Here is a 23,246-nt window from a genome sequence, read left to right as displayed (position 1 = left end):
TCCCTTTGGGTTTCGCACATTCTTGGGCGAATTAGGTATCCTTGGCAACGCGCGCCAGTACCAACACGAAAATATGATTTGCCCCTGACGCGCGACAGACACGCGCGCAGGCGTCCAACGTCGCACCCGAGGTCATAACATCATCGACCAGAAGAATATCCCGGCCTCTGATCATGGGTGCACGTTTTCGATGCAGAGATATGGCGTTGGACAGCGCAAGGGATCGCTCAACCGCAGTTTTTCCATCCAGAACAGGGGTGCGTACCGTGCGTACCAGAAGATCGGGGCAGACGCTCAACTCCGCTTCCCGGCCCAGATGCCCCGCCAGCAGCACCGATTGATTGTAGCGACGCTTGATCAGCCGGGTCCAGTGCAGCGGAACCGGCGCGATCAGCATGTTCGGGTGCAACAGCTCTTGCCCGGCTTGAGCCATCCAGCGTGCGGCAGGGCGGGCCAACTCAGGCCGATCCCCGTGCTTAAAGGCAAGTATGAGTGCCTTCGCGCGCCCCTGATACAGCAACGCTGCCCGACCATGCTGCCACGCGCGTGGTGCCCTGAGGCAGTCATCACATTCAATCCGGTGTCCGTCTTGCGCGCCGGGAAGTGGCATGCCGCAGCTTTCGCAGACGGTGCCACCGATGAACGGCGTGTCGCGCCAGCATGCGCCGCAGAGGCCGAAATCGGATTCGGTCAGTGCTCCGCAGGACAGGCAACGCGGTGGGTAGATCATCTCGACAGCGGTTTGAATCCCCTGACGAATGCGATACTTGCGGCTTATGAAGCTTCCGTCCGACACTACACCCTCTCTGTTTGACCGCGCCGTCCTTGCGCTTCACCGCAGCCGCGCGCGGGACGACGCGCTTTTCCTGCACCATGTCGCTGTCGACGAAGTGCAGGATCGTCTGTCCATGGTTAACAAAACCTTTAAGGCCCCCGCCGTCGTGACCCCCTTCCCCCATATCTGGGAGGGGTTGTGGCCCGAGGCTCGGGTGATTGGGGATGAAGATGTTCTCGACTTGACGCCAGGTGCGCATGATCTCGTGATACATGCGATGGCGCTGCATTGGGCAAACGACCCGGTCGGCCAACTGATCCAATGCCATCGCGCCATGAAACCCGATGGATTGCTACTGGCGGTATGTTTGGGGGGTGACACCCTTCAGGAATTGCGCGCCGCTCTGGGTCAGGCCGAGATAGAGGAGACCGGCGGTCTCAGCCCCCGCATCGCCCCCATGGCCGAGCTTCGTGATCTGGGGGGGCTGCTGCAGCGGGCCGGGCTGGCTTTACCCGTCGCCGACAAGGCGACACTGTCTGCGGAATACCGCGATCTGCTGCATCTGATGCGTGATCTGCGTGCAATGGGAGAAACCAACGCATTGGCCGATCGCCTGAAACACGCGACCCGACGTGCTGTTTTTGACAAAGCGCAGGACATCTACGCCGGGCATTACGCATCGCCACAGGGCCGCCTGACGGCAACCTTTGAACTGATCTGTCTGACGGGCTGGGCCCCCGATGACAGCCAACCCAAACCTTTGCGTCCGGGATCCGCCAAGATGCGGCTGGCTGATGCGCTAGGTACGGATGAGGGCAAACTGCCCGATTGACGACCGGCCTTTTCCCTATATCTCAGGCCAGACACCACAAATCAGGAAGCTTTCAATGTTTGATGCCACTCGTCCAACCCATGCCCCTGCAGACCATCCCAAGGTCAAGATGGGCCGCGTCGGCATCCTGCTGGCTAATCTGGGAACTCCAGATGACTACAGTTATTGGCCTATGCGGCGGTATCTGAACGAGTTCCTGTCGGACAAGCGCGTGATCGACTACCCGGCGTGGAAGTGGCAGCCGATTCTGCAAAGCATCATTCTGACCAAGCGGCCTTTCAGTTCGGGTGAGGCGTACAAGTCAATCTGGAATCACGATAAGGGCGAAAGCCCGTTGATGACGATCACCAAAGATCAGACTGCCAAGCTGCGCGCAGCGATGCAGCAGCGGTATGGCGATCGGGTGATGCTGGGTTTTTGCATGCGCTACGGCAATCCTTCAACTCCGTCGAAGGTCCGAGAGATGGTAGAAGAAGGCTGTGATCGCATCCTGTTCTTCCCGCTCTACCCGCAATACGCCGGTGCCACGACTGCTACAGCAAATGATCAGTTCTTCCGCGCGTTGATGAAGGAGACATGGCAGCCTGCCAGCCGAACTGTTCCGGCCTATTTCGACGAACCTGCCTATATCGATGCGTTGGCGAGCTCTGTCGAGCGCGCCTATGCAGATATGGAGACAAAACCGGATGTCCTGGTCTGCTCGTATCACGGGATGCCCCAGCGCTATTTGCAGCAAGGGGACCCCTATCACTGCCAGTGCGTGAAAACATCAAGGCTACTGAAAGAGCGTCTGGGATGGACGGATGATCAGCTGATCTCGACCTTTCAATCGCGCTTTGGACCAGAAGAATGGCTGAAGCCCTACACCGTTGATCACGTGGCTGATCTGGCGCGTCAGGGTAAGAAGAACATCGCCGTCATCGCACCTGCCTTCTCTGCCGATTGCATTGAGACGCTGGAAGAGATCAACGAAGAGATCAAAGAGAGCTTCGAAGAGGCGGGTGGTGAATCGTTCACCTATATCCCTTGCCTTAACGACGATGATTCGCATATCGCCGCGCTGAGCAAGGTGATCGAAGACAATCTGCGTGGTTGGTTAGACTAATCGCGCGCTTTCACCAGACACGAAAAAAGGCGGTGGTTTGCACCACCGCCTTTTAAGTGCATAAAGTCTCGTCGACTTAGCTTGCTGCAACAGCTGCGGCAACAACAACCAGCAGGATCAGCGGCAGGATGATGCCCTGCGACGAACCTTGGGTCTCTTCGACAACAACAGGTGCTTCAACAACCGGCTCTTCCAGGTTGCCAGCATATGCGGTCGAAGCAGCAGCAGTCAGAGCAGCAGCGAGAACGAGTTTCTTCATATTAACCTCCAGAATTTGCGCGATTCCCAATAGCGAAACCACGCATCTAAGACTTACCTCGTGAGTTTTTCTAATCAGCAATGCAGGCGGATTGCAATTGCAACTTGTCCCGCAAGCGGGTTCGTGCGCGAAAATGTCGTCAAATTAGCAACACTTGCGTGCCGACCTTGGCCATAGAAAACAGTTCGGCGATGTCATCGTTGAACAAGCCAATGCACCCGTTCGACGACCGGCGTCCAATTTTACGCGTATCGTGGGTGCCATGGATGCGATAGTACTTCCAGCTCAGATATAAAGCGTGTGTTCCCAGCGGGTTATCAGGACCCGGCGGAATATAATCCGGCCATTCAGGGTTGCGCTTCTTCATCGATGGCGTCGGTGACCAGCTTGGGCCTTCCACCTTGCGAATGACACTGGTGCGTCCGCGACGGGTCAATTCCTCGGTCAGAGGCACCGAAGAGGGGTACAGTTTGTATACGGATTGATCATCTGACCAATAATGCAGCGCTCTGGATACGGTATCCACCAGAATAGCACCGTTTCGAGTGTTCGAAAAATAGGGCTGCCAGTCCAGCGCACGGAATCCCGACACATTGCGGCGTACCGGAGCTTCCGGTTCCGGGGCGGGGCGTAGCGGGTCGCCCGGAATATACTGAGCCAACGCAGGCGAGGCCAAGCTGGCGGTTGCACCGGCCAGGAATCCCCGGCGCGTCGATGTAAGAATATGTTTCTTGACCATGGAGATCGGTCCTCTGCTAACAGCAAATGCAAAATCTAAGGCATTTTATGGCCAGAATGCTTCAGTCGCAAATCAAACCGGCAGAATCACGCAAGGTTGGGGCATTGTAGGTTTGCTCCGGGCGGTCAAGCAGGCTATTTCCCTTCTCGACACAATATTTAGGCCGATCATGACACGTATTCTTTCTCTACTAGCGATTTGTTTTGTCGCACTTGCGGCATGTACCGATTCGGGCACATCCGCTATTGGCGCCGATGGCAGGCCGCTGCCATCCGTGTACAAAATTCGTGGCAACCCTGAAAAGCTGCAGTTTAGAATGCTGGATTCGGTGAATGCCTTGCGGCAGGCATCTGGCCTGCAACAGGTCCAATTGAACTCGCAACTGAATGCAGCTGCCGCCACTCATGCGAAAGACATGGCGCGACAGAATCGGCCATGGCATTTCGGTTCGGACGGTTCGTCTCCGTTGGATCGCGCGGCGCGCGCCGGTTACTTCGGTACATTCCTGGGTGAAGCGATCTCGGAAACCTTTGAGACCGAGACCGAAACGCTGGCCGCATGGATGCAGGAACCCGGTCCTCGTGCCGTGATCATGGACCCGCGCGCCACCCAGATGGGATTCGCCTGGCACCAAGAAGGCGGTGGCAAGATCTGGTGGACGCTGGAGATGGGATCCGGCGGCTGATCACGCCAGATAAAGAAACAAAAAAAGCCCCCGACAAATCGGGGGCTTTTTTTGTTGATAAGTGGGCCAATCAGGCAGCTTGCATCGATTGCGCTTCAGTCAGAATGGCATACAGCTTTACCGGGTCAGGGTTGGCCCGCAGCTTGGCGCAGACCGATTGCTCGCGCAGCGTGCGCGAGACCAACGCCAGCGCCTTAAGGTGTTCAACCCCCGCCTCTTCTGGCGCAAACAGGGAAAACGCCAAATCGACCGGCTGACGATCGACCGAGCCGAAGTCGATGGGCTTTTCCAGCATGACAAACACACCCGAAACCGATTCTAGTTCGGAAAGCCGTGCGTGCGGAAGTGCAACACCATGTCCAACACCAGTTGGGCCAAGGCTCTCCCTCTCAAGCAGGCTGTCTACGATCGTCTGAGCATCCAGCCCAAGCGTCGCGGCGCCCACATCGCCAATTTCCTGAAACAAACGCTTCTTGCTGGAAGCAGCGGACAGTACACGCACCGCTTCTGGCTTTAGAATGCTCGAAAGCTCCATCATTTTGCTCCTAAGCCGTGCCCCCAGCTATTCGGGGGCAGGCCGATTAGTCTTGCCTGTTACGGATCGATCCAACCGATATTGCCGTCCTCGCGGCGATAAACGACATTCAATCCGTCCTTGTTCTCATTTCGGAACACCAGTACCGGAGCACCAGCGAGTTCCATCTGCATGACGGCTTCACCAACACTGAGCGATGGGATCTTGGTTTCCATCTCAGCCACGATCATGGGCTGCAGCGATTCGGGTTCGTCTGCCGTCTCCGATTCGTCAGAGGCGAGGATATAAGAGGACGCGCCAAAGAGTTCAACCGGCTCGGACCGATCCTTGTGGTGGTCTTTCAGGCGGCGCTTATAGCGCCGCAGTTGTGTCTCCATCTTGTCGCAGCAGCCTTCGAATGCCGCGTAAATCTCGGTCGCGTGCGCCTTGGCCTGTGCGGTCAGGCCGGTCGACAGATGCACGGTGGTTTCGCATACATATTCATGCGCCGAACGGGAAAAGACGACGTTGGCGTCTGTAGGCCGCTGGGCATATTTGCCCACGACCTCGCCCAGTTCGGTCTGCACATGGGTCTGCAGGGCCGCACCGATGTCGATCTGTTTTCCGCTGATTTGGTAACGCATGTGATCTCCTTCACAATTCACACCCATTCTGACGTCGTGTAACGCGACTGACTTGTTTTTATCGGGTGGGGGGTATCGGCATGTTCTGCGGTTGCCGTTGGCCCGGCCCTTCAACGAAGGGAGATCGAGATCCAGTTTGGAACCGAAGAAATGCCATATGCCAATTGAGCCAAGAGGTGAGGGAAGAGTCAATCAAAACAGGTGTGTATATACGTGATTTCCGTCATGCATCAGGCGCATCTCCGCACAACCTTATGAAATACGGAAGTTTTCACCCAGATAGACCCGGCGAACATTTTCGTTTTCGACAACTTCATCGGGCGTGCCTGACATCAAAACCTGGCCGTCATGCAAGATATAAGCCCGATCCACAATCTCCAGCGTTTCCCGGACGTTATGATCCGTGATCAGTACTCCGATGCCACGCTTTTTCAGATCGGCCACCAGATGCCGGATATCACCGACACTGATCGGATCGACACCCGCAAATGGTTCGTCCAACAGCAGATATTTCGGATCGGCGGCCAGACAGCGCGCAATTTCGACCCTTCGGCGTTCCCCGCCGGACAATGCCAATGCAGGCGCTCGGCGCAGGTGTTCGATGGAAAAGTCCGATAGCAGCTCTTCCAGCCGCTCCTTGCGGCGATGGGCATGTTTAACCGTGATATCTAGAACCGAAGCGATGTTGTCTTCAACGCTCATCCCGCGGAAAATCGACATCTCCTGCGGTAGATATCCGATCCCCATCCGGGCACGACGATACATCGGCAGGGTCGTGACGCTCTGCCCATCAATCGTGACCGTGCCTGCTTCGGGGAAAACCAGACCCGCGACAGAATAAAAAGTGGTGGTCTTGCCCGATCCGTTCGGGCCTAGCAACGCCACGACCTCGGAGCGGTTCAATTCCATGGACACATCGCGAATGACGGTCTTCTTGCGATAAGACTTTCGTAGCTTTTCGATCTTCAGACCGGAAGAACCTTCAGCGATGGAGAGTTCGGGCTGGTTCATCAGTTGCCACCTTGTTGCAGAATGGTTTTGACACGCCCTGACATCGTCGCAGTTCCCGTCGTCAGATTTGCAATCATCTCGTCGCCGCTGATGATACTTGGGCCCTGCGTCAGCAACACGTTGCCCTTCATCTCAATCACGCCGGAATCGATGGTGTATTCTGCCCAATCGCCCTCGGCTGCGTCGGGCGGACTGACCAGAACCACGTTTTCGGTGGCCTCCATCCGTTCGATGGCCGAGCGTTCTTCGTTATAGATGACAAGAACCCGGTCTGCCGTCAGGCGCATCTCGCCCTGGATGACAATGACGTTGCCGATAAACTCGGCCGATCCATCTTCCTGATTCACGTTCAATGTCTCGGACGTCACCTCGACCGGCAGCGTCGGGTCGGCATTGACCGAGCCGAACGCCACCTGAGCCTCTTGTGCAGAAACAGGTGTGGCTCCGACAGCCACGGCTAGACACAAAAAGGCGACACGTAAATCGAACACAAGTTATCTTTCTGCTTTTTGCGGCTCATATATCAACTTCACGCCGCCTGTAAAAAGAATATGAACCGGACCGTCCTTTTTTTCGGTCCCAAACACCATTCTTCCGGCAGTAAAGTCGCCAATCGGACCGGTTCCGTCAATCTGTCCAGGGCTATCACCACGTATTTCATCCAGCGACGTATTCAACAGGTCGGTGGTGACCTGGATGCCGTCTCTGGTGGTGATGACCACATCCCCTGCAAACGTTGCAGTACCCTTGTCTGGCCTGATGATGCCTGTGTTGGATTCGAGTGTGATCTCGCCCCCATTGCTTAGTCCAAAGCGGCCCTGCACTTCGGCTGCCGTCGGTGTGTCGCCATCGCCACCCTGACTGGCCCTTCGGGCTTCGACGCGGATTTCCTCGCCCTTGCGGGTGACACCTTTATAGTCGGGCCGCGTGACCACCTGGTCTGTCAGCCGGTCGTCAATATCCTGATCACTGAACGGCACCGAGACATTGGTGTCGACGCTGCGAGAAAGAAGAAAGACAGAAGACAGCAACAAAATCGCCACAAGCGGTAACAGTACCTTCAGGAACTGCACCCATCGGGAATGGCGATCAACTTCAGCCATCTTTCTAACCCAATCCTACACGCAGACAGTCATGTATGTGCAGCAGACCCAAAGCTGGGCCATTTGTGTCAGGATCAACCACAAAGAGTGACGTGATCTTGCGATCGTTCATGATTGCAACCGCCTCCTCCGCCATGGCACTTGGCGCAATGGTCATTGGGTTTTCGGTCATCACCTCTTCGGTGTTTTTGCTCAACAGTCCGTCCATGTTCCTGCGCAGGTCGCCATCGGTCACAATACCCAGCAAACGACCTGCATGATCAGTGACTCCCACAACACCAAAGCTCTTCTGACTCATGACCAGCAGCGCCTCGCTCATCGGGGTGCCAGCGGTCACCAAGGGCAAATCTTCATGCATCAGATCACGCACAGTTGACAGTTGCGCCCCCAACTTTCCACCGGGGTGGTAAGCGCGGAAATCTTCGGGTTTGAAATCCCGGTACTTCATCAGCGCAATCGCCAGCGCGTCGCCCATCGCCAGTGTCAGCGTCGTCGAGATTGAAGGCACCATCCCAAAACCACAGGCCTCTCCCAGTGACGGGATAAGCAGATGCACATCCGCCTGTTTCATCAAGGTGCTTTCCGGCTTGCTCGACAACCCGATCAGCGGAATTCCAAAGCGACGCGTAAAGGCCAGCAAGTTCGCCAGTTCCGGCGCTTCACCTGAGTTCGAGATCGCAAGGACCACATCGCCTTTCGAGACCATGCCCAAATCACCATGGCTGGCTTCGGCGGGATGGACAAAATAGGCGGGCGTACCAGTGCTGGCCAGAGTCGCCGCGATCTTGTGGCCAATATGGCCGGATTTGCCGATACCACTGATGATGATGCGGCCAGTGGCTTGCAGGATCAGCTGTACGGCCTCGGCGAAGTGCTCGTCCAAGCCATCGGCCAGGACATCCAGCGCACGGGCTTCGTCGGTGACAACCTGCCGGGCGGTTCTGAGGAATGCTTCGGTATCAGTCATGAATGCGCAAAAATATCGGTTTCGGGCCAGCCTGCGAGGTCAAGCTTCGCACGCATTGGCAGGAAGTCAAAACACGCCTGCGCCATTTCGGTGCGGCCTTCGCGGGCCAGACGTCCGTCCAGTGCATCCCGCAGTTGGTGCAGGTACAAAACATCCGATGCCGCATAGTCCAACTGGGCATCAGTCAGCGTTTCAGCGCCCCAATCGCTCATCTGCTGCTGCTTCGAGATATCGACGCCAATCAGTTCCTGACACAGATTCTTAAGACCATGACGATCAGTATAGGTGCGCACCAAACGGCTGGCGATCTTGGTGCAATAGACCGGGGCGGCCAAAGCGCCGAAGGTGTGATACATCGCAGCAATATCGAAGCGGCCAAAGTGGAACAGCTTCAAAACATTCGGATTTTCCAGCATCGCACAGAGGTTCGGCGCCTGCGTCTGCCCAATCTCGACCTGAACGATATGGCTGTTGCCGTCCCCTCCTGACATCTGGATCACGCACAGGCGATCTCGATGCGGGTTCAACCCCATGGTTTCGCAGTCAATGGCCACGGTGGGGCCCAAATCCAACCCGTCCGGCAGGTCATTTTTATACAGATGGTTCGCCACGGAAATGTCCTTTGTGCGCTTTCGGCCCCGAGATAGGCGGTTTGGTCCGCAAACTCAACGCCGTCCTTGGAAAAGCGGCACCCTTGACCTTATGGCCAACACGAGAACTATGGATGCGACACCGCGATTGAGAAATTCCGACAATGCTCAGCATCCTGAAAAACCGTACCTACAGACACCTGTTGGCCGCGCAGGTCGTGGCACTGACCGGAACCGGGTTGGCGACGGTGGCCCTTGGGCTGTTGGCTTTTGATCTGGCCGGAGAGTCCGCAGGGTTGGTTCTTGGTACCGCTCTGACGATCAAAATGATCGCCTATGTCACCGTTGCCCCGCTTGCTGCTGCCTTTGCCGAGCGGCTAGATCGTCGCCGGATGCTGGTTGCACTGGATCTGGTGCGCGCTGTGGTTGCGCTCTGCCTGCCTTTCGTGTCCGAAATCTGGCAGGTCTACGTGCTGATCTTTGTGCTGCAATCCGCCTCAGCCGGATTTACACCCGCGTTTCAGGCCACCATCCCGGATGTGCTGACCAACGAACAGGACTATACCAAAGCCCTGTCCCTGTCGCGGCTGGCTTATGATCTGGAAAGCCTGCTGAGCCCGATGCTGGCCGCCACCTTGCTGCTGTTCGTCAGTTTCGACAGCCTGTTTTTGGGCACCTGTGTCGGTTTTGTCGCCTCGGCCTTGCTTGTGGTGTCTGCAACCCTGCCCTCACCCAAACCCTCCCAGCCGCGTGGCATCTATGACCGCACCACGCGCGGCATTCGAATTTATCTTAAAACCCCGCGCCTGCGGGGGCTGCTGGCGCTGAGTTGGAGCGCGGCCGCGCTCAGTTCGATGGTCATCGTCAACACGGTCGTGATCGTGCGCGGCGATCTTGGTCTTTCTGAAAGCGCCGTTGCCGTCGCGCTGGCCGGGTTCGGTGGCGGTTCGATGCTCGCGGCATTTGCACTGCCACGCCTTCTTGATCACATTCCAGAGCGTCGCGTCATGCTGGGAGGTGCATCATTGGCGACGGGCACCATGGCAGCAGCGGCGCTGCTATCTGCCACCCTACCGATGACGCTGGGCTTATTGACAACGACCTGGCTATTGGTCGGCTTTGGATACTCCAGCACGTTGACGCCCTCTGGCCGCCTGCTGACCCGATCCGCCCACCCCGAAGATCGATCCGCTGTGTTTGCCGCACAGTTCACTCTGTCTCATGCTTGCTGGCTAGTGCTTTATCCCCTGGCCGGGTGGCTGATGACCCGATTTGGCGCAACTGTGGCGATGGCCGGAATGGTAACTGCCGCGATTCTGGGTCTGGTTCTTGTGCTCATTGCCTGGCCACGGCGCGAAGACAATGCGGTGGTCCATCACCATCCTGACCTCCCACAGGATCACCCCCACCTGTCTGGGCCGAAACCTCATGCGCATCCGATCATCATTGATGAACTGCATCCCCGTTATCCGCACCAGCCTTGAGCCCGAACACCAAACTACCCTAAACCGAGGCGAAGTTTCCTGAACCCGGAGCCGCAATGGACCAGCTTGACCGACGCATCATCGCCGCCTTACAGCACAATGCGCGCGACTCGACGACCCGCATTGCAACAACACTTGGCGTCGCGCGGACAACGGTGCATGAACGCATCAATCGAATGGAAGAGCGGGGCGTCATCGCTGGTTACTCGGTCGTCCTGCGCGAAACCGAAGATACGCCACGCGTTCAGATCATCGTTCTGCTTGAAGTGCAGCAGAAAGAAACCACACGTATCATCAAGCGTCTTGAAGCTTATCCCGAGGTCAAACTGTGTTTGTCAATCAATGGCGAATTTGACCTGCTGCTTTCCGCCGAAGCGCCACGGATCGATGATCTTGATATTCTGGTCGACGAACTTGCGCGCATCCCCGGCGTATTGCGTACCAACACCAGTGTGGTTTTTGGCCGAAAGATTGATCGAAACTAAGGCGCGCTAACTCTCTGTAAACAGATGATTGGTTAACTTGGCCCGGACTGATTAGAATTCCGGACCGGCAGAATGCCAACTCAAAACCTACTAGTTTCCGCGCTCTTGGCGCAGGCCCTTCTGGCGCAGGCCGGATACGCATCGCCAACATCGGCGCTGTGTGATCAAGCGGCCCGGCGGGCTGCGCAGGCCGAAGGCGTCCCGCTCGATGTTCTCAAGGCAATTGCCCGCGTAGAAACAGGCCGCACGCAGAACGGATTACTGGAACCCTGGCCATGGACCGTCAATCGTGAAGGACAGGGATATTGGTTTGCCTCCGAGGTTGAGGCAAAGTCTTACGTGTTCGACATCTTCAAATCCGGTGTACGCAGCTTTGATGTCGGTTGCTTTCAGATCAATTATCGTTGGCATGGTAAGGCTTTTCGCTCGATCGACGCGATGTTCGATCCGGATGAAAACGCAACCTATGCAGCACGGTTTCTGGCCCAGCTTTATGCGGAACTTGGATCATGGCCTGCCGCTGCCGGGGCCTACCACTCGCGCACGCAGCACCTTGCGGCCTCATATTCTGATCGTTTTCAGACCGTCCTGGCGCAGCTGGATGGCTCGGGCACAGCCCACGAACGCGATCCATTCACAGCATCTGCCAGTCCGCTCATCCCGCTGAACGCTCATCCGGTCGGCCAGAACGCGCTGGGGTCACTGGTTCCCGAAACCTCTACAGCCACCGCCTTTATCGCTTTCAATTAGGAGCAGATAGTGCCCCGTATCGATCCGCGCACCTTGTTCTCTCCGACCATATTGCTGGCGCTGGCGCTGATGGCGGTCATCGTGATGATGATCCTGCCCATGCCAGCCTGGGTACTGGACGTGGGGCTGGCGGCATCCTTTGCGCTGGCGATACTGATCTTCACATTGACGCTGTTCATCGAACGGCCACTGGATTTCTCATCCTTCCCGACGATCCTGCTGGCCTCACTGATGTTGCGCTTGTCGCTGAACGTGTCCTCAACCAAGCTGATCATCGGTCAGGGGCACACCGGCACCAACGCCGCTGGTGACGTGATCGAAGGTTTCGCCCAGTTTGTCATGGGCGGCAGCATCTTTCTGGGCCTTGTGGTGTTTGGCGTTCTGCTGATCGTGAACTTCATGGTCATCACAAAGGGTGCTGCCCGCATGGCCGAAGTGGGTGCCCGGTTCGCGCTGGACGGGATGCCAGGCAAACAGTTGGCCATCGACAGTGACATGTCGGCTGGAGCCATCGATCACCAGCAAGCCAAAGAACGGCGCGAGCGCGAGCAGCAGGAAACCACCTTTTTTGGTTCGCTCGACGGCGCGTCGAAATTCGTCAAAGGCGATGCGATTGCCGGGTTGCTGATCACACTTCTCAACCTCGTGATGGGATTGGTCATGGGGGTCATCGTGCATGGGATGCCGGTATCGTCCGCCTTCGAAACCTATGCAATTCTGACCGTTGGGGACGGGTTGGTGTCACAGATACCAGCAGTGATCATCTCGATTGCGTCCGCCTTGTTGTTGGCGCGTGGCGGTACGCAGGGTGCAACCGACAATGCGCTCTTCTCGCAACTTGGACGCCACCCGGCGGCGTTGGGCACCGTAGCGGTTCTGATGGTGCTGTTCGCCCTGGTGCCCGGTTTGCCGTTCTTACCGTTCATTCTTGGGGCCGGGGTGCTGGGCTATGCGGCTTATTCAGGCCTCAGACAACGCAACGCCAGCGAGGCAGAGGCTCAGACCCCCGAGGCCGAGTCTGATACTCCGGTCTCGCAGGCTATCGGTGATATCCTGGACCTCGACGACGTTCACTTGGAATTCGCCCCTGATCTGGTCAGCATGGTGCTGAACCCCGGTACCGGCCTTGACGCGCGGATCGCCAGCATGCGGACCTATGTCGCCTCAAGCTTTGGGCTTATCCTGCCCGAAATTCGATTGACTGACCGCGCCGATCTTCCGACCGGAACTTATGTGATCAAAGTACAAGGGGTCGAACAGGCGCGTGGTGTTCTGAATTCTGAACTTGTGCTCGCGCTGCTACAGGACGGGCACGACTTTTTACCTGATGGCACCGATGTGACCGAACCCGTCTACGGTGCCCCGGCGCGCTGGATATTGCCCAAGGACCAGGAGGTCGCCGCACTGAATGGGGCCACCATCGTCACCCCTCCTGAAATTCTGGCGACCCATCTGCTAGAGATCATCAAACAGAATTTCTCGCGCCTTTTGACCCTGAAATCCCTTCGCCGCCTGCTGTCCGAGATGACGCGGCTTAGCGATCCGACCCGAGCTGAAGCCAACCGCAAAATGCTGGACGAATTGATCCCAGACAAGGTGCCGATCGACACACTGCATGCTGTTCTGCGGCTGTTGCTAGACGAACGGGTCTCGATCCGAAACATGGCGCTGATCCTTGAAAGCGTGGCCGAAGCACGATTGACCACCACCCAGCCCGAAGGGATCTGCGAACTGGTCCGCCAGCGGCTGGGCTTTCAACTGGTTGCCGACATGAAGCGCGAGGACGGCTCGATCCCTCTGATCCAACTCGCGCCGGAATGGGAGGACACATTTGCCACCTACCAGATCGACGCCGCGAACGCAGGTATCGACGTGGCACTACCGCCCAACCTGTTCAATAAGCTGGCCGATGGAGTTGTCGATAGCGTCGCAAAATCAGCAGATCACGGGTTGTTCCCGGCGGTCGTAACCACGACCCGCCGACGCAGATTGCTCAGGACCATTATGCACGCGCGCGGCGTCGCCAACCCCGTCCTGTCTTTTGAAGAGATCGGGCTTGAGGCGCGCCCCGCCTTGGTCGGAACGGTGCCCGCGTGATCTCAGTCCCGTCAGAGCTTTTGCCACATCTGGGGCAAAACCTGTGGCATCTGTTCGCCGTATTTCTTCGTGTGTCCGCATTGGTTTCGCTGCTACCGGCCTTTGGTGAACGCAGCGTCCCTGTGCGGGTCAAACTGGGCGTGGCAGTTGCTTTCACAATGATTGTCATTCCCGCCATACCCGCATCGGGTGTTATGCCGGGCTTTCACGAAATGATTGGATTAATCACCATCGAAGTCTTGATTGGTCTTATGCTCGGCATCGGGTTGCGCCTATTTGTCCTTGCACTACAAACTGCAGGTTCAATCGCGGCGCAAGCGACATCCTTGTCTCAGATCCTGGGCGGAGCGGCCGCAGAGCCTGTCCCGGCGATGGGGTATCTGCTGACGCTGGCCGGCTTGGCGCTGGCGGTATTGCTTGGCCTTCATATCCGTGCAGCGCAGTTCGTGATCCACAGCTACATGCTGTTTCCGATGGGCGCGCTTCCAACTGCGCCTGATCTGTCGCAATGGGGCGTTGCGCAAGTCGCCCACAGCTTTGGACTGGCCTTTGCGCTGGCTATGCCCTTTGTCATCGCATCGCTGATCTACAACCTCGCACTGGGCGTAATTAACCGCGCCATGCCGCAGCTCATGGTCGCTTTTGTCGGTGCCCCAGCAATCACTTTCGCAGGCCTTTTCCTGCTTTTCGCCGGGGCACCATTGATCCTGGCAACCTGGTCTGACGCTTTGTTCGCCTTTCTCCAAAATCCTCTGGGAGGGCTGAGGTGAGCGCATCAGACGACAGTGATAAGTCATTTGAGGCGACCCCGCAAAAGCTGGAAAAAGCCCGAAAAAAAGGCGAGGTAGCGAAGTCCAATGATCTGTCGGTGGTGGCTGCATACATGGGACTGCTCGTCGCATTTTTGCTCACGGGGCAATTCACAGCAGAGCATCTGGGGGCTCTGTTCGTGGTCTTGATCGACCAATCAGATCAATTCGCAAGCTTGCTGACCGTCGGACCCGCGACATCCACCGTCGCTGGGATTCTGAGATCAACTATGGCACCAATCGCCGCGTTGTTTGTCGTTCCGGCAGTCGCGGTGTTGCTCAGCCTGATCGCCCAGCGCGCACTGATCTTCGCGCCGGAAAAGCTGAAACTACGCGGTTCACGCATCTCGATCGTCTCAAACGCAAAGAACAAGTTTGGCCGGGGCGGGTTGTTCGAATTCGCCAAGAGCTTTGTTAAATTGTTGATCTATGGAACATGCCTGACCCTATTTTTGCACGCCCACCTGCCCGAGATTCTGACAGCCAGTGCAGCCGCCCCGAGATCCTCAATTCTGTTGATGATGAACTTACTCAGCCAATTTCTGTTTATCGTCATAATGATCGCGCTGGCGATCGGCGTGATAGACTATCTGTGGCAACATGCCGAACACCTTCGCAAAAACAGAATGTCACGCAAAGAAATTCAGGATGAAACCAAGGATTCCGAGGGTGATCCGCACGTCAAACAGCAGCGTCGCCAACGCGCGCAGGACATAGCAACCAATCAGATGATGGCGGATGTGCCCAAGGCCGATGTGGTGATCGTCAACCCGACGCATTATGCGGTGGCGCTGAAATGGTCGCGTGCAAGTGGCAGCGCTCCGGTTTGCGTCGCCAAAGGAGTAGATGAAATCGCGGCAACAATCAGGGCCACGGCCGGAGACGCAGGCATTCCTATTCATTCCGATCCACCAACAGCACGCGCATTGCACGCGACCGTCGGGATCGGACAGGAAATTACCGAAGAATACTACCGACCCGTTGCAGCTGCTATTCGGTTTGCCGAAGCCATGCGCAAACGAGCGAAGGGTCAGGTCGGATGACGCAAGATCGCATGGGCAACCTTTTGACCGTCGCCGAAGCTGTTTATCAACGGGAACACCAAAAATTGCACCCTTTGTTGCAGCGCGAAGCCCAGTTGCTTCAGCAATTGACGCGTCTGGATTCTCAATTAGCCGAAGTAAAATCGACGAGTTCACAGTCGGATGGCTATCAGGTCACCGGCGCAGACCTGTTGTGGCACGGCTGGGAATCTTTGACACGGCGCAACCTGAACACCGAGTTGGCGCGCCTGCGATCACAAAAGCTTGCGGCAATGGAAGAATTGCGTGGGGCATTTGGGCGCAAACTGGCCGTTGCCGATCTGTCGCGCCGCCTGCAAGAACACAAGCGACGCGTGCGACAATCTAAGGCTCAGGAATCGTAACCGGAACCCGTTCAGGTATCCTGTCGGCTGACACTCATGATCAGAACTTGCGAGACATCTTCGCCCAGATCCTTTCTCGCAACCTCCAGCAACGCATTGCGCAATGCCGTCAGGTTGTCTGACCGCGTGAATGCGCCGTCGAACCCGCCGATATTGGCGTGGTCAAACAGAACTTGCAGAAACCGGTCCCTTAATTTGGGCTCGATCTCATAAAACGCTTCGGCAATCCCCGGCCTCACCTCAAGGCTGAGGGACATGGTGACGAGCGCCGATATCTCGTCCTCGGAAACCACGGGGACCACGAACTGTTTGGTGAGTTTCAGATACTCATGTGTTTCTGATTGATCATCTTTGCCGGGTTTAGTTTTGTTTTTCTTGTCTTCATTGGGTTTTTGCCCAACCTCCGCAAGATCTTCAGCTTCCCCGGAAGGGGACAATAGGATCCGGGCGCCCGCACCGGCAGCCAGGCCGAAAACCAGAAAAACGATCGGTAGTAGTTTTCCCATCAGAACGGCCCTCAGAACGGTAGCAAGGTATCAAGTATCTGTTGTCCATAGCGTGGTTGCTGCACATCCGTGATCTGCCCGCGGCCACCATAAGACACCCGCGCTGACGCGATCTTGTCATAGGTGATTTCATTCTGGCGCGAGATATCTTCGGGGCGGACATAGCCCGAGACCAGCAGTTCCCGAAGTTCGAAATTCACCCGCAGTTCTTGCGATCCAGAAATCGAAAGCACACCGTTAGGCAGCACGTCGACGACCGTTGCCGCCACGCGCAAGGTCAGTTTCTCTTTGCGTTTGACCGATCCCTTCCCTTTGCTGACCGAAGCGGAGTCAATTGAAACGGCATCATCAAGTGAGGCCCCTTCAGGTAGTCGTTCACCTGCACGCTGCGGCAGGCCGAAGAGTTCCGGCACTGCAAGGCTTTCCGACCCCGCGCGCGATCGATTGGTATCGTTGGAAATTTCGGCCTTTTCATCCAGCTCGATCACGACCGTTAGAATGTCCCCTTTTTTCATCGCGCGCTGATCCCCAAGCAAGGAATGCTGACCGCCACTCCACAAAGATGACTGATCAACGGTTCGCTGAGGCTGGCTGTGCAAAGGTAGTCCGGGCCACAGCATCGCTACATGCTCAGGCGATTCCGTGTTTGGTGTCAGGCTGGGCGGCTTGCCAAGGTGGTCCAATCGTCCACACGCCGCAACACTCAGAACGACAAATAGCAGGGGTTTCGAAAGGCTCGGCATCATTTAACCTCAATTTGTCCATCGGGACGGATTACGCCCGTTACTGTTGTGCGAGACGCCAGATTCATGACACGGATACGCTCGCCTGCTGCGCCCCGGCCCAACGCGCGGCCTTCGGCAGTGATCGATAGCGCGACGTGATCGAACACCAGCGTCACCAGATCGTTTCGGTCCACGATCGCAGGCGGACCGACATCGGCAGGGCGGATTGGCCGACCTGGATAAAGCGCAACACGTGCCTCCTGACCGATAAGATCCTCTGGCCTACGAACCGCCCCATTGACCTCGGAGGTTTTGACTTCGAGGTCGGATGAGACAATGACCTCTTTGGCGCGGATCGTGCGGGTCGGCACAACGATCTCGGCCAAGCTTGGCATCGGCATCATGCATAGTATGAGGGTTAACAGGCGCATCACCGCACCTGCGTGGTCGCGCCCATCATCTGGTCGACGGCGGAAATAACTTTGGCGTTCATTTCATAGCCACGCTGCGCTTCGATCAGTTCCGTGACCTCGCGCACCGCATCGACTGAGCTGTCCTCAAGATAGCCCTGCCGCAATGTGCCCAGCCCATCTTCGCCCGGGGTGCCGACCACCGGTGCACCCGAGGCTTCGGTTTCCTTGAAGAGGTTGCTACCAATGGCCTCAAGACCCTTGGCGTTCGAGAAGCTGGCCAGCGTAAACTCGCCCAGCAACTGCCCCTCGGCCGTATCATCGAAATAGGCATAGACCTCACCCGCCGCATTGATCGAGATCGATCTGGCATCGTCTGGAATGGTAATTTCAGGGGCAACGGCAAAGCCATCAGAAGTTACGATCAGACCTTCGGCCGAACGTTTCAGGCTTCCGTCTCGGGTAAAGGCGGATTGGCCATTCGGCATGGTGACTTCAAGGTAACCTCGCCCTTCGATGGCGATATCCAGATCACTGCCTGTTGCCGAGAGCCCACCCTGTTGCAGCTGTACGGTGACGGCGGCAGGGCGCACGCCCAACCCAAGCTGAATACCTGTCGGAAGGACCGTTCCATCCGAGGCATTGACCGCCCCGGCGCGCGCCATCTGTTGATAGTGCAGATCGGCAAACTCGGCCCGGCGGGTGTTGTAGCCGGTTGTATTCATATTTGCGAGGTTGTTTGAAATTGTCTCAACCCGCATCTGCTGTGCGGTCATGCCCGTAGCCGCGATCTTCAATGCTCGCATGTCGTATTCTCCTTCCGGTAATCAGCGCATCAATGCCTTAAGCGCCCCGCGAACCCGTTCGTCTTCGGCCTCAAGAAAACTCTGCCCGAGCTCGTAGGCCCGCTGAATTTCAATCATCCGGGTCACCTGACCAATGGCATTGACATTCGATCCTTCGAGAAACCGATGCAGCACGACCGGCTCGTCCACCGGGTCCACCTGCCCGCCTGCACGGAAATGTGTGCTTCCTTCGCGCACCAGGTTTTCGGGATCGGCGACGTTGTAGACACCGATCTGGCTCAGAAGTTGTCCATCGACGCTCATCGTGCCGTCGCTGCCAACATCGATCGTTGCGGCGTCGGGCGGGACAAAGACCGGCGCGCCATTGCTGTCCAGAACCCGGTGCCCGTCCATCGTCACCAGATCGCCCTCAGCATTGGGTGAGAAACTGCCGGAACGCGTCAGGCGGTTCCCTGCGGGCGTTTCGATCATAAAGAACCCGTCCCCTTCGATGGCAAAGTCGAAGGACCCGCCTGTCTCGGTCAGCACACCTTGTTGCAGAGAAGTGTTTCGAACCTGCGCACGGCTGAGCGATAGTGAAGGATTGCCCGGCATATCCCGGACGAATTCGGAGAACACCAGCCCCTGCTGACGATACCCGGTCGTGTTGGCATTGGCGATATTGTTGGCCACCATTCGCATCTCATCCATGAGACCGGATTGGCGGGACAAGGTGACATAAGCGGTGTCCATTAGCGACCTCCGGCAATAAGCGGGACCAATGTCCCGGTAAAAAACGTAACAAGGGTCTGGGTCATGAAGCCCATCGACATCCAGAACACGACCACGATTGCAATCAGCTTAGGCACGAAGGTCAGGGTCATCTCCTGAACCGAGGTCAGCGCCTGAAACAAACCAACTGTAAGGCCCGAGATCAGCGCCACCGCCAGGATCGGAACCGACGTGATGACTGCAACCCAAAGCGCCTGGCGCACGATGTCGTAGAACAGACCTTCGCTCAGCATCGTTCAGACCGGCATCCGCAAGATTTCCTGATAGGCTTCAACGACTTTGTTCCGAACAATCACAGCCGTTTCCACTGCCAGCTCTGTCTGCGCCAGCGCCTGAACCAAAGCGTGCGGGTCGGCCTGCCCAACCATCGAAGATTGCGTGACTTGCTCGCTTTGTTTCAGCGTCGCCACGAAATCCTGAAACGAGGATCGCAGCCCTTGCGCTGTCCCCTGATGTTCGGGGGCGGCCTGCGTTGCAGGGCGCGCCCCCGTATAATTCTGCGCGGCGGTAAGTGAGCGAACATCCATTCTGGTATTCCTTTATTTACGGAGTAGATCCATCAGACTCGATGACATCTGCCGGGTCTGGTCGAACATCTTGAGGTTGGCTTCATAGCTGCGCTGCGCCTCTCGGGCGTCTGCGATTTCGATCATCAGATCGACGTTTGATCCTCTGTAATGGCCAGTCTCATCAGCCATAGGGTGGCCAGGATCATAAATTCGGCTCAGGTCGCGACGATCGAGTTTGACGCGCCCCGCCTGGACCATCTCTTTTCCGTCCCGTTCGACTGTCTCAAACGGGACTGTCTTACGCCGGTATCCGGGCGTATCGGCGTTCGAGATGTTCTCGGACACATGACGCAACCGCGCTGCTTGCGCACGCAGTGCGCTAGCCGACGCGTCCAACGAGTAGGAAAAATCGCTCATCGTGAAACCCCCTATGCCCGGCCCAGACTCGTGCGCAGCACACCGATTGAAGACTTGTAGATCGCTAATGCTCGGTCATGTTGTCGCTTGACCTCGACAGCTTTCAGCATCTCTTCTTCCAATGAAACACCATTGCCATTCGGATCGCTCGAAGCCGCGACCGTGAATTCAGCCCAAGGCTGAGCGCGCACATCACCATTCAGATGACCCGTCCGAGTCGCGGTCATCGCGACCTCTTGGCTCGTGTTTTCAAACGCTGTCTGGAAGGCTTCGATATCGCGGGGCTTGTATCCCGGCGTATCCGCGTTGGCCATGTTGCGCGCAACAACCGCTTGCCGTTGTCCGGCATGGGTTGCCATTGCGTACGCAGTCTTAAAGACGTTCAGGTCATTGAACATCGGGGCTTCTCCCTCGATCAATTTCAATCAAGGCTTAACCCCGATTCCTTTAGAAACCGTTTTCAACAAATCTATTTGGAGGACCTGCGATGGCCGATCTCGATCCGATGCGTCTGAAATGCGAATTCGATAGGATGTCGGCGGTACACCATATCGGGCGTGTGACCGGTGTTGCGCGCGGCGTGGTTGAAATCGATGGTCTGACCGCCCAAGCCCGGATCGGGGATCATCTGACGCTGCGCCGACAAAAAGGCCCGGACCTGCCGGGCGAGGTCCTGCATGTCGAATCAGGCGCGATCCATATGCTGCCAGCCTCCGCACCCGATGGCGTAAGCCTGGGGGATCAGGTCTCTCTCGACCAGATGCCTGCCTTTGCGCCCGGAATGCATTGGCTTGGGCGGGTAATCGATCCGTCTAGCAAACCTCTGGACGGCAAGCCCCTGCTGCCTGGCACGCTTGAACGTGACCTTATGCAGGCCCCGCCATCTGCGGTATCGCGCAAGCCGCTGGGCTGTCGTATGGAAACCGGGTTGGCCATCCTCAATACGATGCTGCCCATTGTCCAAGGTCAGCGAATCGGCCTGTTCGCTGGTTCAGGCGTTGGCAAATCAACACTTCTGGCGACGCTTGCCCGCTCAGTCCAGGCGGATGCTGTGGTCGTTGCATTGGTGGGCGAACGCGGGCGCGAAGTGAATGAGTTTGTCGAGAACGCCCTGGGTGCCGAAGGTCTGAAACGATCCGTCGTCGTGGCCGCAACCTCGGATCAATCGGCCCTGATACGCAGACGGTGCGCATGGTCGGCCATGTCGGTGGCGGAATACCTGCGGGATCAAGGGTTAAACGTTCTGTTTCTGGCCGATTCAGTTACTCGTTTTGCCGAAGCGCATCGCGAGATTGCCGCCGCAATGGGTGAGGCCCCATCGCTACGTGGCTACCCGCCATCGGTCACGCCGCTGATTGCAAACCTGTGCGAACGGGCGGGTCCCGGAACTGCCGATCAAGGTGACATCACCGCAGTCTTCAGTGTTCTTGTCGCGGGTTCTGACATGGACGAGCCCATTGCGGACATTCTGCGCGGCGTCTTGGACGGACATGTCGTGCTGAGCCGAGACATCGCCGAACGCGGGCGCTTCCCAGCGATTGACCTCAGCCGATCCGTATCACGCAGCCTACCAGGTGCGGCGACCGCAGATGAGAACCAGTTGATTACAGAAACCCGAAAGCTGGTCGGCAGTTATGAGCAATCTGAGGTGATGATCAAAGCCGGTCTCTATGCCGAAGGAACAGATCCTTTGTTGGATCGCGCCGTCCGGGTCCACGAAGAGCTAGATAGCTTTTTTGCGAAGGCCGATCCCGATGGTATCGAAAACAGCTTTAATCGATTATCTCTGGTTTTAAGGCGCGCTGGTGTAAACCCGGTGTCGCAGTCTTAGAATTCAGAACAGTTTTAAGTGTTAAGCCCACCTTAACACCTGCCCTGCTAGGCCAGTAAGCGGGTGAATAGAAGGTGGTGGAGATGGGTGCGCAATCCAATGCGGCGCCAATCATCATCAAGAAGAAACGTGTATCGGGTGGCGATTCTCACCACGGTGGTGCGTGGAAGGTCGCGTATGCGGACTTTGTCACTGCCATGATGGCGTTCTTCATGTTGATGTGGCTGCTGAATGCAACGACCGAGACGCAACGCAAGGGTCTGGCGGATTATTTTTCGCCCACGATACCGGTCAATCCGGTCTCGGGCGGTGGCGATGGTGCCTTCGGCGGTGACAACATGTTTTCGGAAAAAACCATGGTTATGGATGGATCAGGTGCCAGCAATCGGAACCCCACCGAGGCGAAACAGGCGCGCGGATCAACCGGCGTGGATGCGAAAGGCGGCGGTAAGGGTGCGTTCGAAGATTTCTCGTCGCTCGAGGCGCAGTTGCTGGGGCGCGCTGGGGAAAGCCTGGTGTCCGATAAGATGCGCAAGCACATCGTGACCCGCGTCACCGACGAAGGGCTGGTGGTCGAGCTGTTCGCCACTGATGATCAACCGTTGTTCGAATCGGGGACAGACACGCCAACCCAAATGATGCGCGCGCTGACACTTTTGGTAGCGCGGTCTTCTGATCTGGTGACAAACGCAATCGCGGTCGAAGGGCATGTGCGGTCTGCGCCCGTCGTGTTGGCGAATAACCCGGTCTGGGATCTGTCGACCGCGCGGGCGCAAAGCACCCGCCAACTGCTGCAGAACAAAGGCATCCAGCCACAGCGGTTGGACCGCGTGACTGGGCACGCGGACCGAGAGCTTTCGGATAAAAACCCCATGGCGATACGCAATAATCGGATTGAGATCATCTTTTTACGCAACCCTTAAGGGGTAAAGGATAGACAGCATTTTAGCTGTTAGCCGGCTGTTAAGGGCCAGTGCGGTACGTGTTGCATCAACG

31 protein-coding genes are annotated in these 23,246 nt (G+C 57.1%); 12 read left to right on the top strand and 19 right to left on the bottom strand.

Translation table 11 applies throughout. The features are described from left to right. Positions 1-31 precede the first annotated feature (31 nt). Entirely contained in the window at positions 32-796 is a 765-nt protein-coding gene (locus AC2TEM_RS13080; protein WP_480856240.1) for a double zinc ribbon domain-containing protein, read from the bottom strand. Here AC2TEM_RS13080 and AC2TEM_RS13075 point away from each other — a divergent pair. Then, positions 777-1,607, top strand: a complete 831-nt coding sequence (locus tag AC2TEM_RS13075; protein WP_480856239.1) for a methyltransferase domain-containing protein — start codon at positions 777-779, stop codon at positions 1,605-1,607. The genes AC2TEM_RS13080 and AC2TEM_RS13075 overlap by 20 nt on opposite strands. A 55-nt stretch (positions 1,608-1,662) precedes the next feature. Then, complete coding sequence (hemH, locus tag AC2TEM_RS13070) at positions 1,663-2,712, top strand: ferrochelatase (protein ID WP_170423342.1); 1,050 nt, start codon at positions 1,663-1,665, stop codon at positions 2,710-2,712. A 76-nt stretch (positions 2,713-2,788) separates the two neighbouring features. On the opposite strand, the gene AC2TEM_RS13065 is transcribed toward hemH, so the two are convergent. Continuing rightward, on the bottom strand, positions 2,789-2,971 hold the full coding sequence (locus AC2TEM_RS13065) for a hypothetical protein (RefSeq protein WP_010442520.1): 183 nt from the start codon (positions 2,969-2,971) through the stop codon (positions 2,789-2,791). A gap of 139 nt (positions 2,972-3,110) precedes the next feature. Further along, the gene (locus tag AC2TEM_RS13060) at positions 3,111-3,710 is read right to left on the bottom strand and encodes a L,D-transpeptidase (RefSeq protein WP_170395325.1); all 600 of its coding nucleotides are present in this window, start codon (positions 3,708-3,710) and stop codon (positions 3,111-3,113) included. A gap of 169 nt (positions 3,711-3,879) precedes the next feature. On the opposite strand from AC2TEM_RS13060, the gene dalA reads away from it, so the two are divergent. Beyond that, positions 3,880-4,395: a divisome-associated lipoprotein DalA gene (dalA, locus tag AC2TEM_RS13055; RefSeq protein WP_255611997.1), complete on the top strand. Its 516-nt coding sequence runs from the start codon at positions 3,880-3,882 to the stop codon at positions 4,393-4,395. 70 nt (positions 4,396-4,465) lie between these two features. On the opposite strand, the gene AC2TEM_RS13050 is transcribed toward dalA, so the two are convergent. The 7 genes from AC2TEM_RS13050 to AC2TEM_RS13020 all read right to left on the bottom strand — a co-directional run bounded on the left by AC2TEM_RS13050 (position 4,466) and on the right by AC2TEM_RS13020 (position 9,245). Then, entirely contained in the window at positions 4,466-4,930 is a 465-nt protein-coding gene (locus tag AC2TEM_RS13050) for a PTS sugar transporter subunit IIA (protein WP_170395318.1), read from the bottom strand. A 59-nt stretch (positions 4,931-4,989) separates the two neighbouring features. Beyond that, positions 4,990-5,553, bottom strand: coding sequence for a ribosome hibernation-promoting factor, HPF/YfiA family (hpf, locus tag AC2TEM_RS13045; protein ID WP_039541074.1), 564 nt, complete (start codon positions 5,551-5,553; stop codon positions 4,990-4,992). 252 nt (positions 5,554-5,805) lie between these two features. After that, positions 5,806-6,564 (bottom strand): LPS export ABC transporter ATP-binding protein, encoded by a 759-nt coding sequence (lptB, locus tag AC2TEM_RS13040; RefSeq protein ID WP_170423341.1) that lies wholly within the window; start codon positions 6,562-6,564, stop codon positions 5,806-5,808. Further along, a complete protein-coding gene (locus tag AC2TEM_RS13035) occupies positions 6,564-7,055 on the bottom strand; it encodes an LptA/OstA family protein (RefSeq protein WP_255611996.1) in 492 nt (163 codons plus the stop codon). Before AC2TEM_RS13035 ends, lptB begins: the two co-directional genes overlap by 1 nt. 3 nt (positions 7,056-7,058) lie before the next feature. Next, the gene (locus AC2TEM_RS13030) at positions 7,059-7,667 is read right to left on the bottom strand and encodes an LPS export ABC transporter periplasmic protein LptC (RefSeq protein WP_170408672.1); all 609 of its coding nucleotides are present in this window, start codon (positions 7,665-7,667) and stop codon (positions 7,059-7,061) included. 4 nt (positions 7,668-7,671) lie between these two features. After that, positions 7,672-8,634, bottom strand: coding sequence for a KpsF/GutQ family sugar-phosphate isomerase (locus tag AC2TEM_RS13025; protein WP_170423339.1), 963 nt, complete (start codon positions 8,632-8,634; stop codon positions 7,672-7,674). Beyond that, positions 8,631-9,245, bottom strand: coding sequence for a ribonuclease D (locus AC2TEM_RS13020; RefSeq protein ID WP_170395306.1), 615 nt, complete (start codon positions 9,243-9,245; stop codon positions 8,631-8,633). Before AC2TEM_RS13020 ends, AC2TEM_RS13025 begins: the two co-directional genes overlap by 4 nt. A gap of 143 nt (positions 9,246-9,388) precedes the next feature. Between AC2TEM_RS13020 and AC2TEM_RS13015 the strand changes: the two genes are divergently transcribed. The 7 genes from AC2TEM_RS13015 to AC2TEM_RS12985 all read left to right on the top strand — a co-directional run bounded on the left by AC2TEM_RS13015 (position 9,389) and on the right by AC2TEM_RS12985 (position 16,275). Further along, positions 9,389-10,708 carry an MFS transporter gene (locus AC2TEM_RS13015; RefSeq protein WP_480856238.1) on the top strand — a complete coding sequence of 440 codons (1,320 nt, stop codon included), beginning with the start codon at positions 9,389-9,391 and terminating at the stop codon, positions 10,706-10,708. A 56-nt stretch (positions 10,709-10,764) separates the two neighbouring features. Then, positions 10,765-11,193, top strand: coding sequence for an Lrp/AsnC family transcriptional regulator (locus AC2TEM_RS13010; protein ID WP_170423335.1), 429 nt, complete (start codon positions 10,765-10,767; stop codon positions 11,191-11,193). Between the two features lie 72 nt (positions 11,194-11,265). Further along, entirely contained in the window at positions 11,266-11,943 is a 678-nt protein-coding gene (locus AC2TEM_RS13005) for a lytic transglycosylase domain-containing protein (protein ID WP_170423333.1), read from the top strand. 9 nt (positions 11,944-11,952) lie between these two features. Continuing rightward, complete coding sequence (flhA, locus tag AC2TEM_RS13000) at positions 11,953-14,040, top strand: flagellar biosynthesis protein FlhA (RefSeq protein ID WP_170423331.1); 2,088 nt, start codon at positions 11,953-11,955, stop codon at positions 14,038-14,040. Continuing rightward, complete coding sequence (locus AC2TEM_RS12995) at positions 14,037-14,810, top strand: flagellar biosynthetic protein FliR (protein ID WP_170423329.1); 774 nt, start codon at positions 14,037-14,039, stop codon at positions 14,808-14,810. The genes flhA and AC2TEM_RS12995 overlap by 4 nt, the downstream gene beginning before the upstream one ends. Then, positions 14,807-15,892: a flagellar type III secretion system protein FlhB gene (flhB, locus tag AC2TEM_RS12990; RefSeq protein WP_170423327.1), complete on the top strand. Its 1,086-nt coding sequence runs from the start codon at positions 14,807-14,809 to the stop codon at positions 15,890-15,892. The genes AC2TEM_RS12995 and flhB overlap by 4 nt, the downstream gene beginning before the upstream one ends. A 23-nt stretch (positions 15,893-15,915) precedes the next feature. Then, positions 15,916-16,275 carry a hypothetical protein gene (locus AC2TEM_RS12985; RefSeq protein WP_480437394.1) on the top strand — a complete coding sequence of 120 codons (360 nt, stop codon included), beginning with the start codon at positions 15,916-15,918 and terminating at the stop codon, positions 16,273-16,275. 11 nt (positions 16,276-16,286) lie between these two features. Here AC2TEM_RS12985 and AC2TEM_RS12980 read toward each other — a convergent pair whose 3' ends face one another. From AC2TEM_RS12980 to AC2TEM_RS12940, 9 genes are read right to left on the bottom strand one after another with little or no spacing between them, the layout of a single operon-like run. Continuing rightward, positions 16,287-16,781, bottom strand: coding sequence for a flagellar basal body-associated FliL family protein (locus AC2TEM_RS12980; RefSeq protein WP_170423323.1), 495 nt, complete (start codon positions 16,779-16,781; stop codon positions 16,287-16,289). An 11-nt stretch (positions 16,782-16,792) separates the two neighbouring features. Then, a complete protein-coding gene (gene flgH / locus AC2TEM_RS12975; RefSeq protein WP_170395282.1) occupies positions 16,793-17,524 on the bottom strand; it encodes a flagellar basal body L-ring protein FlgH in 732 nt (243 codons plus the stop codon). Continuing rightward, positions 17,524-17,937: a flagellar basal body P-ring formation chaperone FlgA gene (gene flgA, locus AC2TEM_RS12970; RefSeq protein ID WP_170423321.1), complete on the bottom strand. Its 414-nt coding sequence runs from the start codon at positions 17,935-17,937 to the stop codon at positions 17,524-17,526. The genes flgH and flgA overlap by 1 nt, the downstream gene beginning before the upstream one ends. Then, the gene (flgG, locus tag AC2TEM_RS12965) at positions 17,937-18,722 is read right to left on the bottom strand and encodes a flagellar basal-body rod protein FlgG (protein ID WP_170408683.1); all 786 of its coding nucleotides are present in this window, start codon (positions 18,720-18,722) and stop codon (positions 17,937-17,939) included. The genes flgA and flgG overlap by 1 nt, the downstream gene beginning before the upstream one ends. A 21-nt stretch (positions 18,723-18,743) precedes the next feature. After that, the gene (locus AC2TEM_RS12960) at positions 18,744-19,454 is read right to left on the bottom strand and encodes a flagellar hook-basal body complex protein (RefSeq protein WP_170423319.1); all 711 of its coding nucleotides are present in this window, start codon (positions 19,452-19,454) and stop codon (positions 18,744-18,746) included. Next, complete coding sequence (locus AC2TEM_RS12955) at positions 19,454-19,726, bottom strand: flagellar biosynthetic protein FliQ (protein WP_170395271.1); 273 nt, start codon at positions 19,724-19,726, stop codon at positions 19,454-19,456. The genes AC2TEM_RS12960 and AC2TEM_RS12955 overlap by 1 nt, the downstream gene beginning before the upstream one ends. Before the next feature lie 3 nt (positions 19,727-19,729). Beyond that, on the bottom strand, positions 19,730-20,020 hold the full coding sequence (gene fliE, locus AC2TEM_RS12950) for a flagellar hook-basal body complex protein FliE (protein WP_170408685.1): 291 nt from the start codon (positions 20,018-20,020) through the stop codon (positions 19,730-19,732). Positions 20,021-20,032: 12 nt separating this feature from the next. Further along, positions 20,033-20,419 (bottom strand): flagellar basal body rod protein FlgC, encoded by a 387-nt coding sequence (flgC, locus tag AC2TEM_RS12945; RefSeq protein WP_170395265.1) that lies wholly within the window; start codon positions 20,417-20,419, stop codon positions 20,033-20,035. An 11-nt stretch (positions 20,420-20,430) separates the two neighbouring features. After that, entirely contained in the window at positions 20,431-20,817 is a 387-nt protein-coding gene (locus AC2TEM_RS12940) for a FlgB family protein (protein WP_170396063.1), read from the bottom strand. A gap of 107 nt (positions 20,818-20,924) precedes the next feature. Between AC2TEM_RS12940 and AC2TEM_RS12935 the strand changes: the two genes are divergently transcribed. Together AC2TEM_RS12935 and AC2TEM_RS12930 are read left to right on the top strand one after the other, a co-directional pair. Next, positions 20,925-22,250 (top strand): FliI/YscN family ATPase, encoded by a 1,326-nt coding sequence (locus tag AC2TEM_RS12935; protein ID WP_480856281.1) that lies wholly within the window; start codon positions 20,925-20,927, stop codon positions 22,248-22,250. Between the two features lie 83 nt (positions 22,251-22,333). Next, positions 22,334-23,173 carry a flagellar motor protein MotB gene (locus AC2TEM_RS12930; RefSeq protein WP_480856236.1) on the top strand — a complete coding sequence of 280 codons (840 nt, stop codon included), beginning with the start codon at positions 22,334-22,336 and terminating at the stop codon, positions 23,171-23,173. Positions 23,174-23,246: the final 73 nt, after the last annotated feature.

This window comes from Ruegeria sp. HKCCD3925 (assembly GCF_057221175.1).
Note: the sequence above shows the minus strand (reverse complement) of the source record. Positions and strands in the feature narration are given on the sequence as shown.

Bases quoted from the DNA above. Each gene is read 5' to 3' on its own strand.
- AC2TEM_RS13075 (WP_480856239.1), top strand. From the start codon at position 777: ATGAAGCTTCCGTCCGACACTACACCCTCTCTGTTTGACCGCGCCGTC.
- hemH (WP_170423342.1), top strand. From the start codon at position 1,663: ATGTTTGATGCCACTCGTCCAACCCATGCCCCTGCAGACCATCCCAAG.
- AC2TEM_RS13065 (WP_010442520.1), bottom strand. From the start codon at position 2,971: ATGAAGAAACTCGTTCTCGCTGCTGCTCTGACTGCTGCTGCTTCGACC.
- AC2TEM_RS13060 (WP_170395325.1), bottom strand. From the start codon at position 3,710: ATGGTCAAGAAACATATTCTTACATCGACGCGCCGGGGATTCCTGGCC.
- dalA (WP_255611997.1), top strand. From the start codon at position 3,880: ATGACACGTATTCTTTCTCTACTAGCGATTTGTTTTGTCGCACTTGCG.
- AC2TEM_RS13050 (WP_170395318.1), bottom strand. From the start codon at position 4,930: ATGGAGCTTTCGAGCATTCTAAAGCCAGAAGCGGTGCGTGTACTGTCC.
- hpf (WP_039541074.1), bottom strand. From the start codon at position 5,553: ATGCGTTACCAAATCAGCGGAAAACAGATCGACATCGGTGCGGCCCTG.
- lptB (WP_170423341.1), bottom strand. From the start codon at position 6,564: ATGAACCAGCCCGAACTCTCCATCGCTGAAGGTTCTTCCGGTCTGAAG.
- AC2TEM_RS13030 (WP_170408672.1), bottom strand. From the start codon at position 7,667: ATGGCTGAAGTTGATCGCCATTCCCGATGGGTGCAGTTCCTGAAGGTA.
- AC2TEM_RS13025 (WP_170423339.1), bottom strand. From the start codon at position 8,634: ATGACTGATACCGAAGCATTCCTCAGAACCGCCCGGCAGGTTGTCACC.
- AC2TEM_RS13015 (WP_480856238.1), top strand. From the start codon at position 9,389: ATGCTCAGCATCCTGAAAAACCGTACCTACAGACACCTGTTGGCCGCG.
- AC2TEM_RS13010 (WP_170423335.1), top strand. From the start codon at position 10,765: ATGGACCAGCTTGACCGACGCATCATCGCCGCCTTACAGCACAATGCG.
- AC2TEM_RS13005 (WP_170423333.1), top strand. From the start codon at position 11,266: ATGCCAACTCAAAACCTACTAGTTTCCGCGCTCTTGGCGCAGGCCCTT.
- AC2TEM_RS12980 (WP_170423323.1), bottom strand. From the start codon at position 16,781: ATGGGAAAACTACTACCGATCGTTTTTCTGGTTTTCGGCCTGGCTGCC.
- flgH (WP_170395282.1), bottom strand. From the start codon at position 17,524: ATGCCGAGCCTTTCGAAACCCCTGCTATTTGTCGTTCTGAGTGTTGCG.
- flgA (WP_170423321.1), bottom strand. From the start codon at position 17,937: ATGCGCCTGTTAACCCTCATACTATGCATGATGCCGATGCCAAGCTTG.
- flgG (WP_170408683.1), bottom strand. From the start codon at position 18,722: ATGCGAGCATTGAAGATCGCGGCTACGGGCATGACCGCACAGCAGATG.
- AC2TEM_RS12960 (WP_170423319.1), bottom strand. From the start codon at position 19,454: ATGGACACCGCTTATGTCACCTTGTCCCGCCAATCCGGTCTCATGGAT.
- AC2TEM_RS12955 (WP_170395271.1), bottom strand. From the start codon at position 19,726: ATGCTGAGCGAAGGTCTGTTCTACGACATCGTGCGCCAGGCGCTTTGG.
- fliE (WP_170408685.1), bottom strand. From the start codon at position 20,020: ATGGATGTTCGCTCACTTACCGCCGCGCAGAATTATACGGGGGCGCGC.
- flgC (WP_170395265.1), bottom strand. From the start codon at position 20,419: ATGAGCGATTTTTCCTACTCGTTGGACGCGTCGGCTAGCGCACTGCGT.
- AC2TEM_RS12940 (WP_170396063.1), bottom strand. From the start codon at position 20,817: ATGTTCAATGACCTGAACGTCTTTAAGACTGCGTACGCAATGGCAACC.
- AC2TEM_RS12935 (WP_480856281.1), top strand. From the start codon at position 20,925: ATGCGTCTGAAATGCGAATTCGATAGGATGTCGGCGGTACACCATATC.
- AC2TEM_RS12930 (WP_480856236.1), top strand. From the start codon at position 22,334: ATGGGTGCGCAATCCAATGCGGCGCCAATCATCATCAAGAAGAAACGT.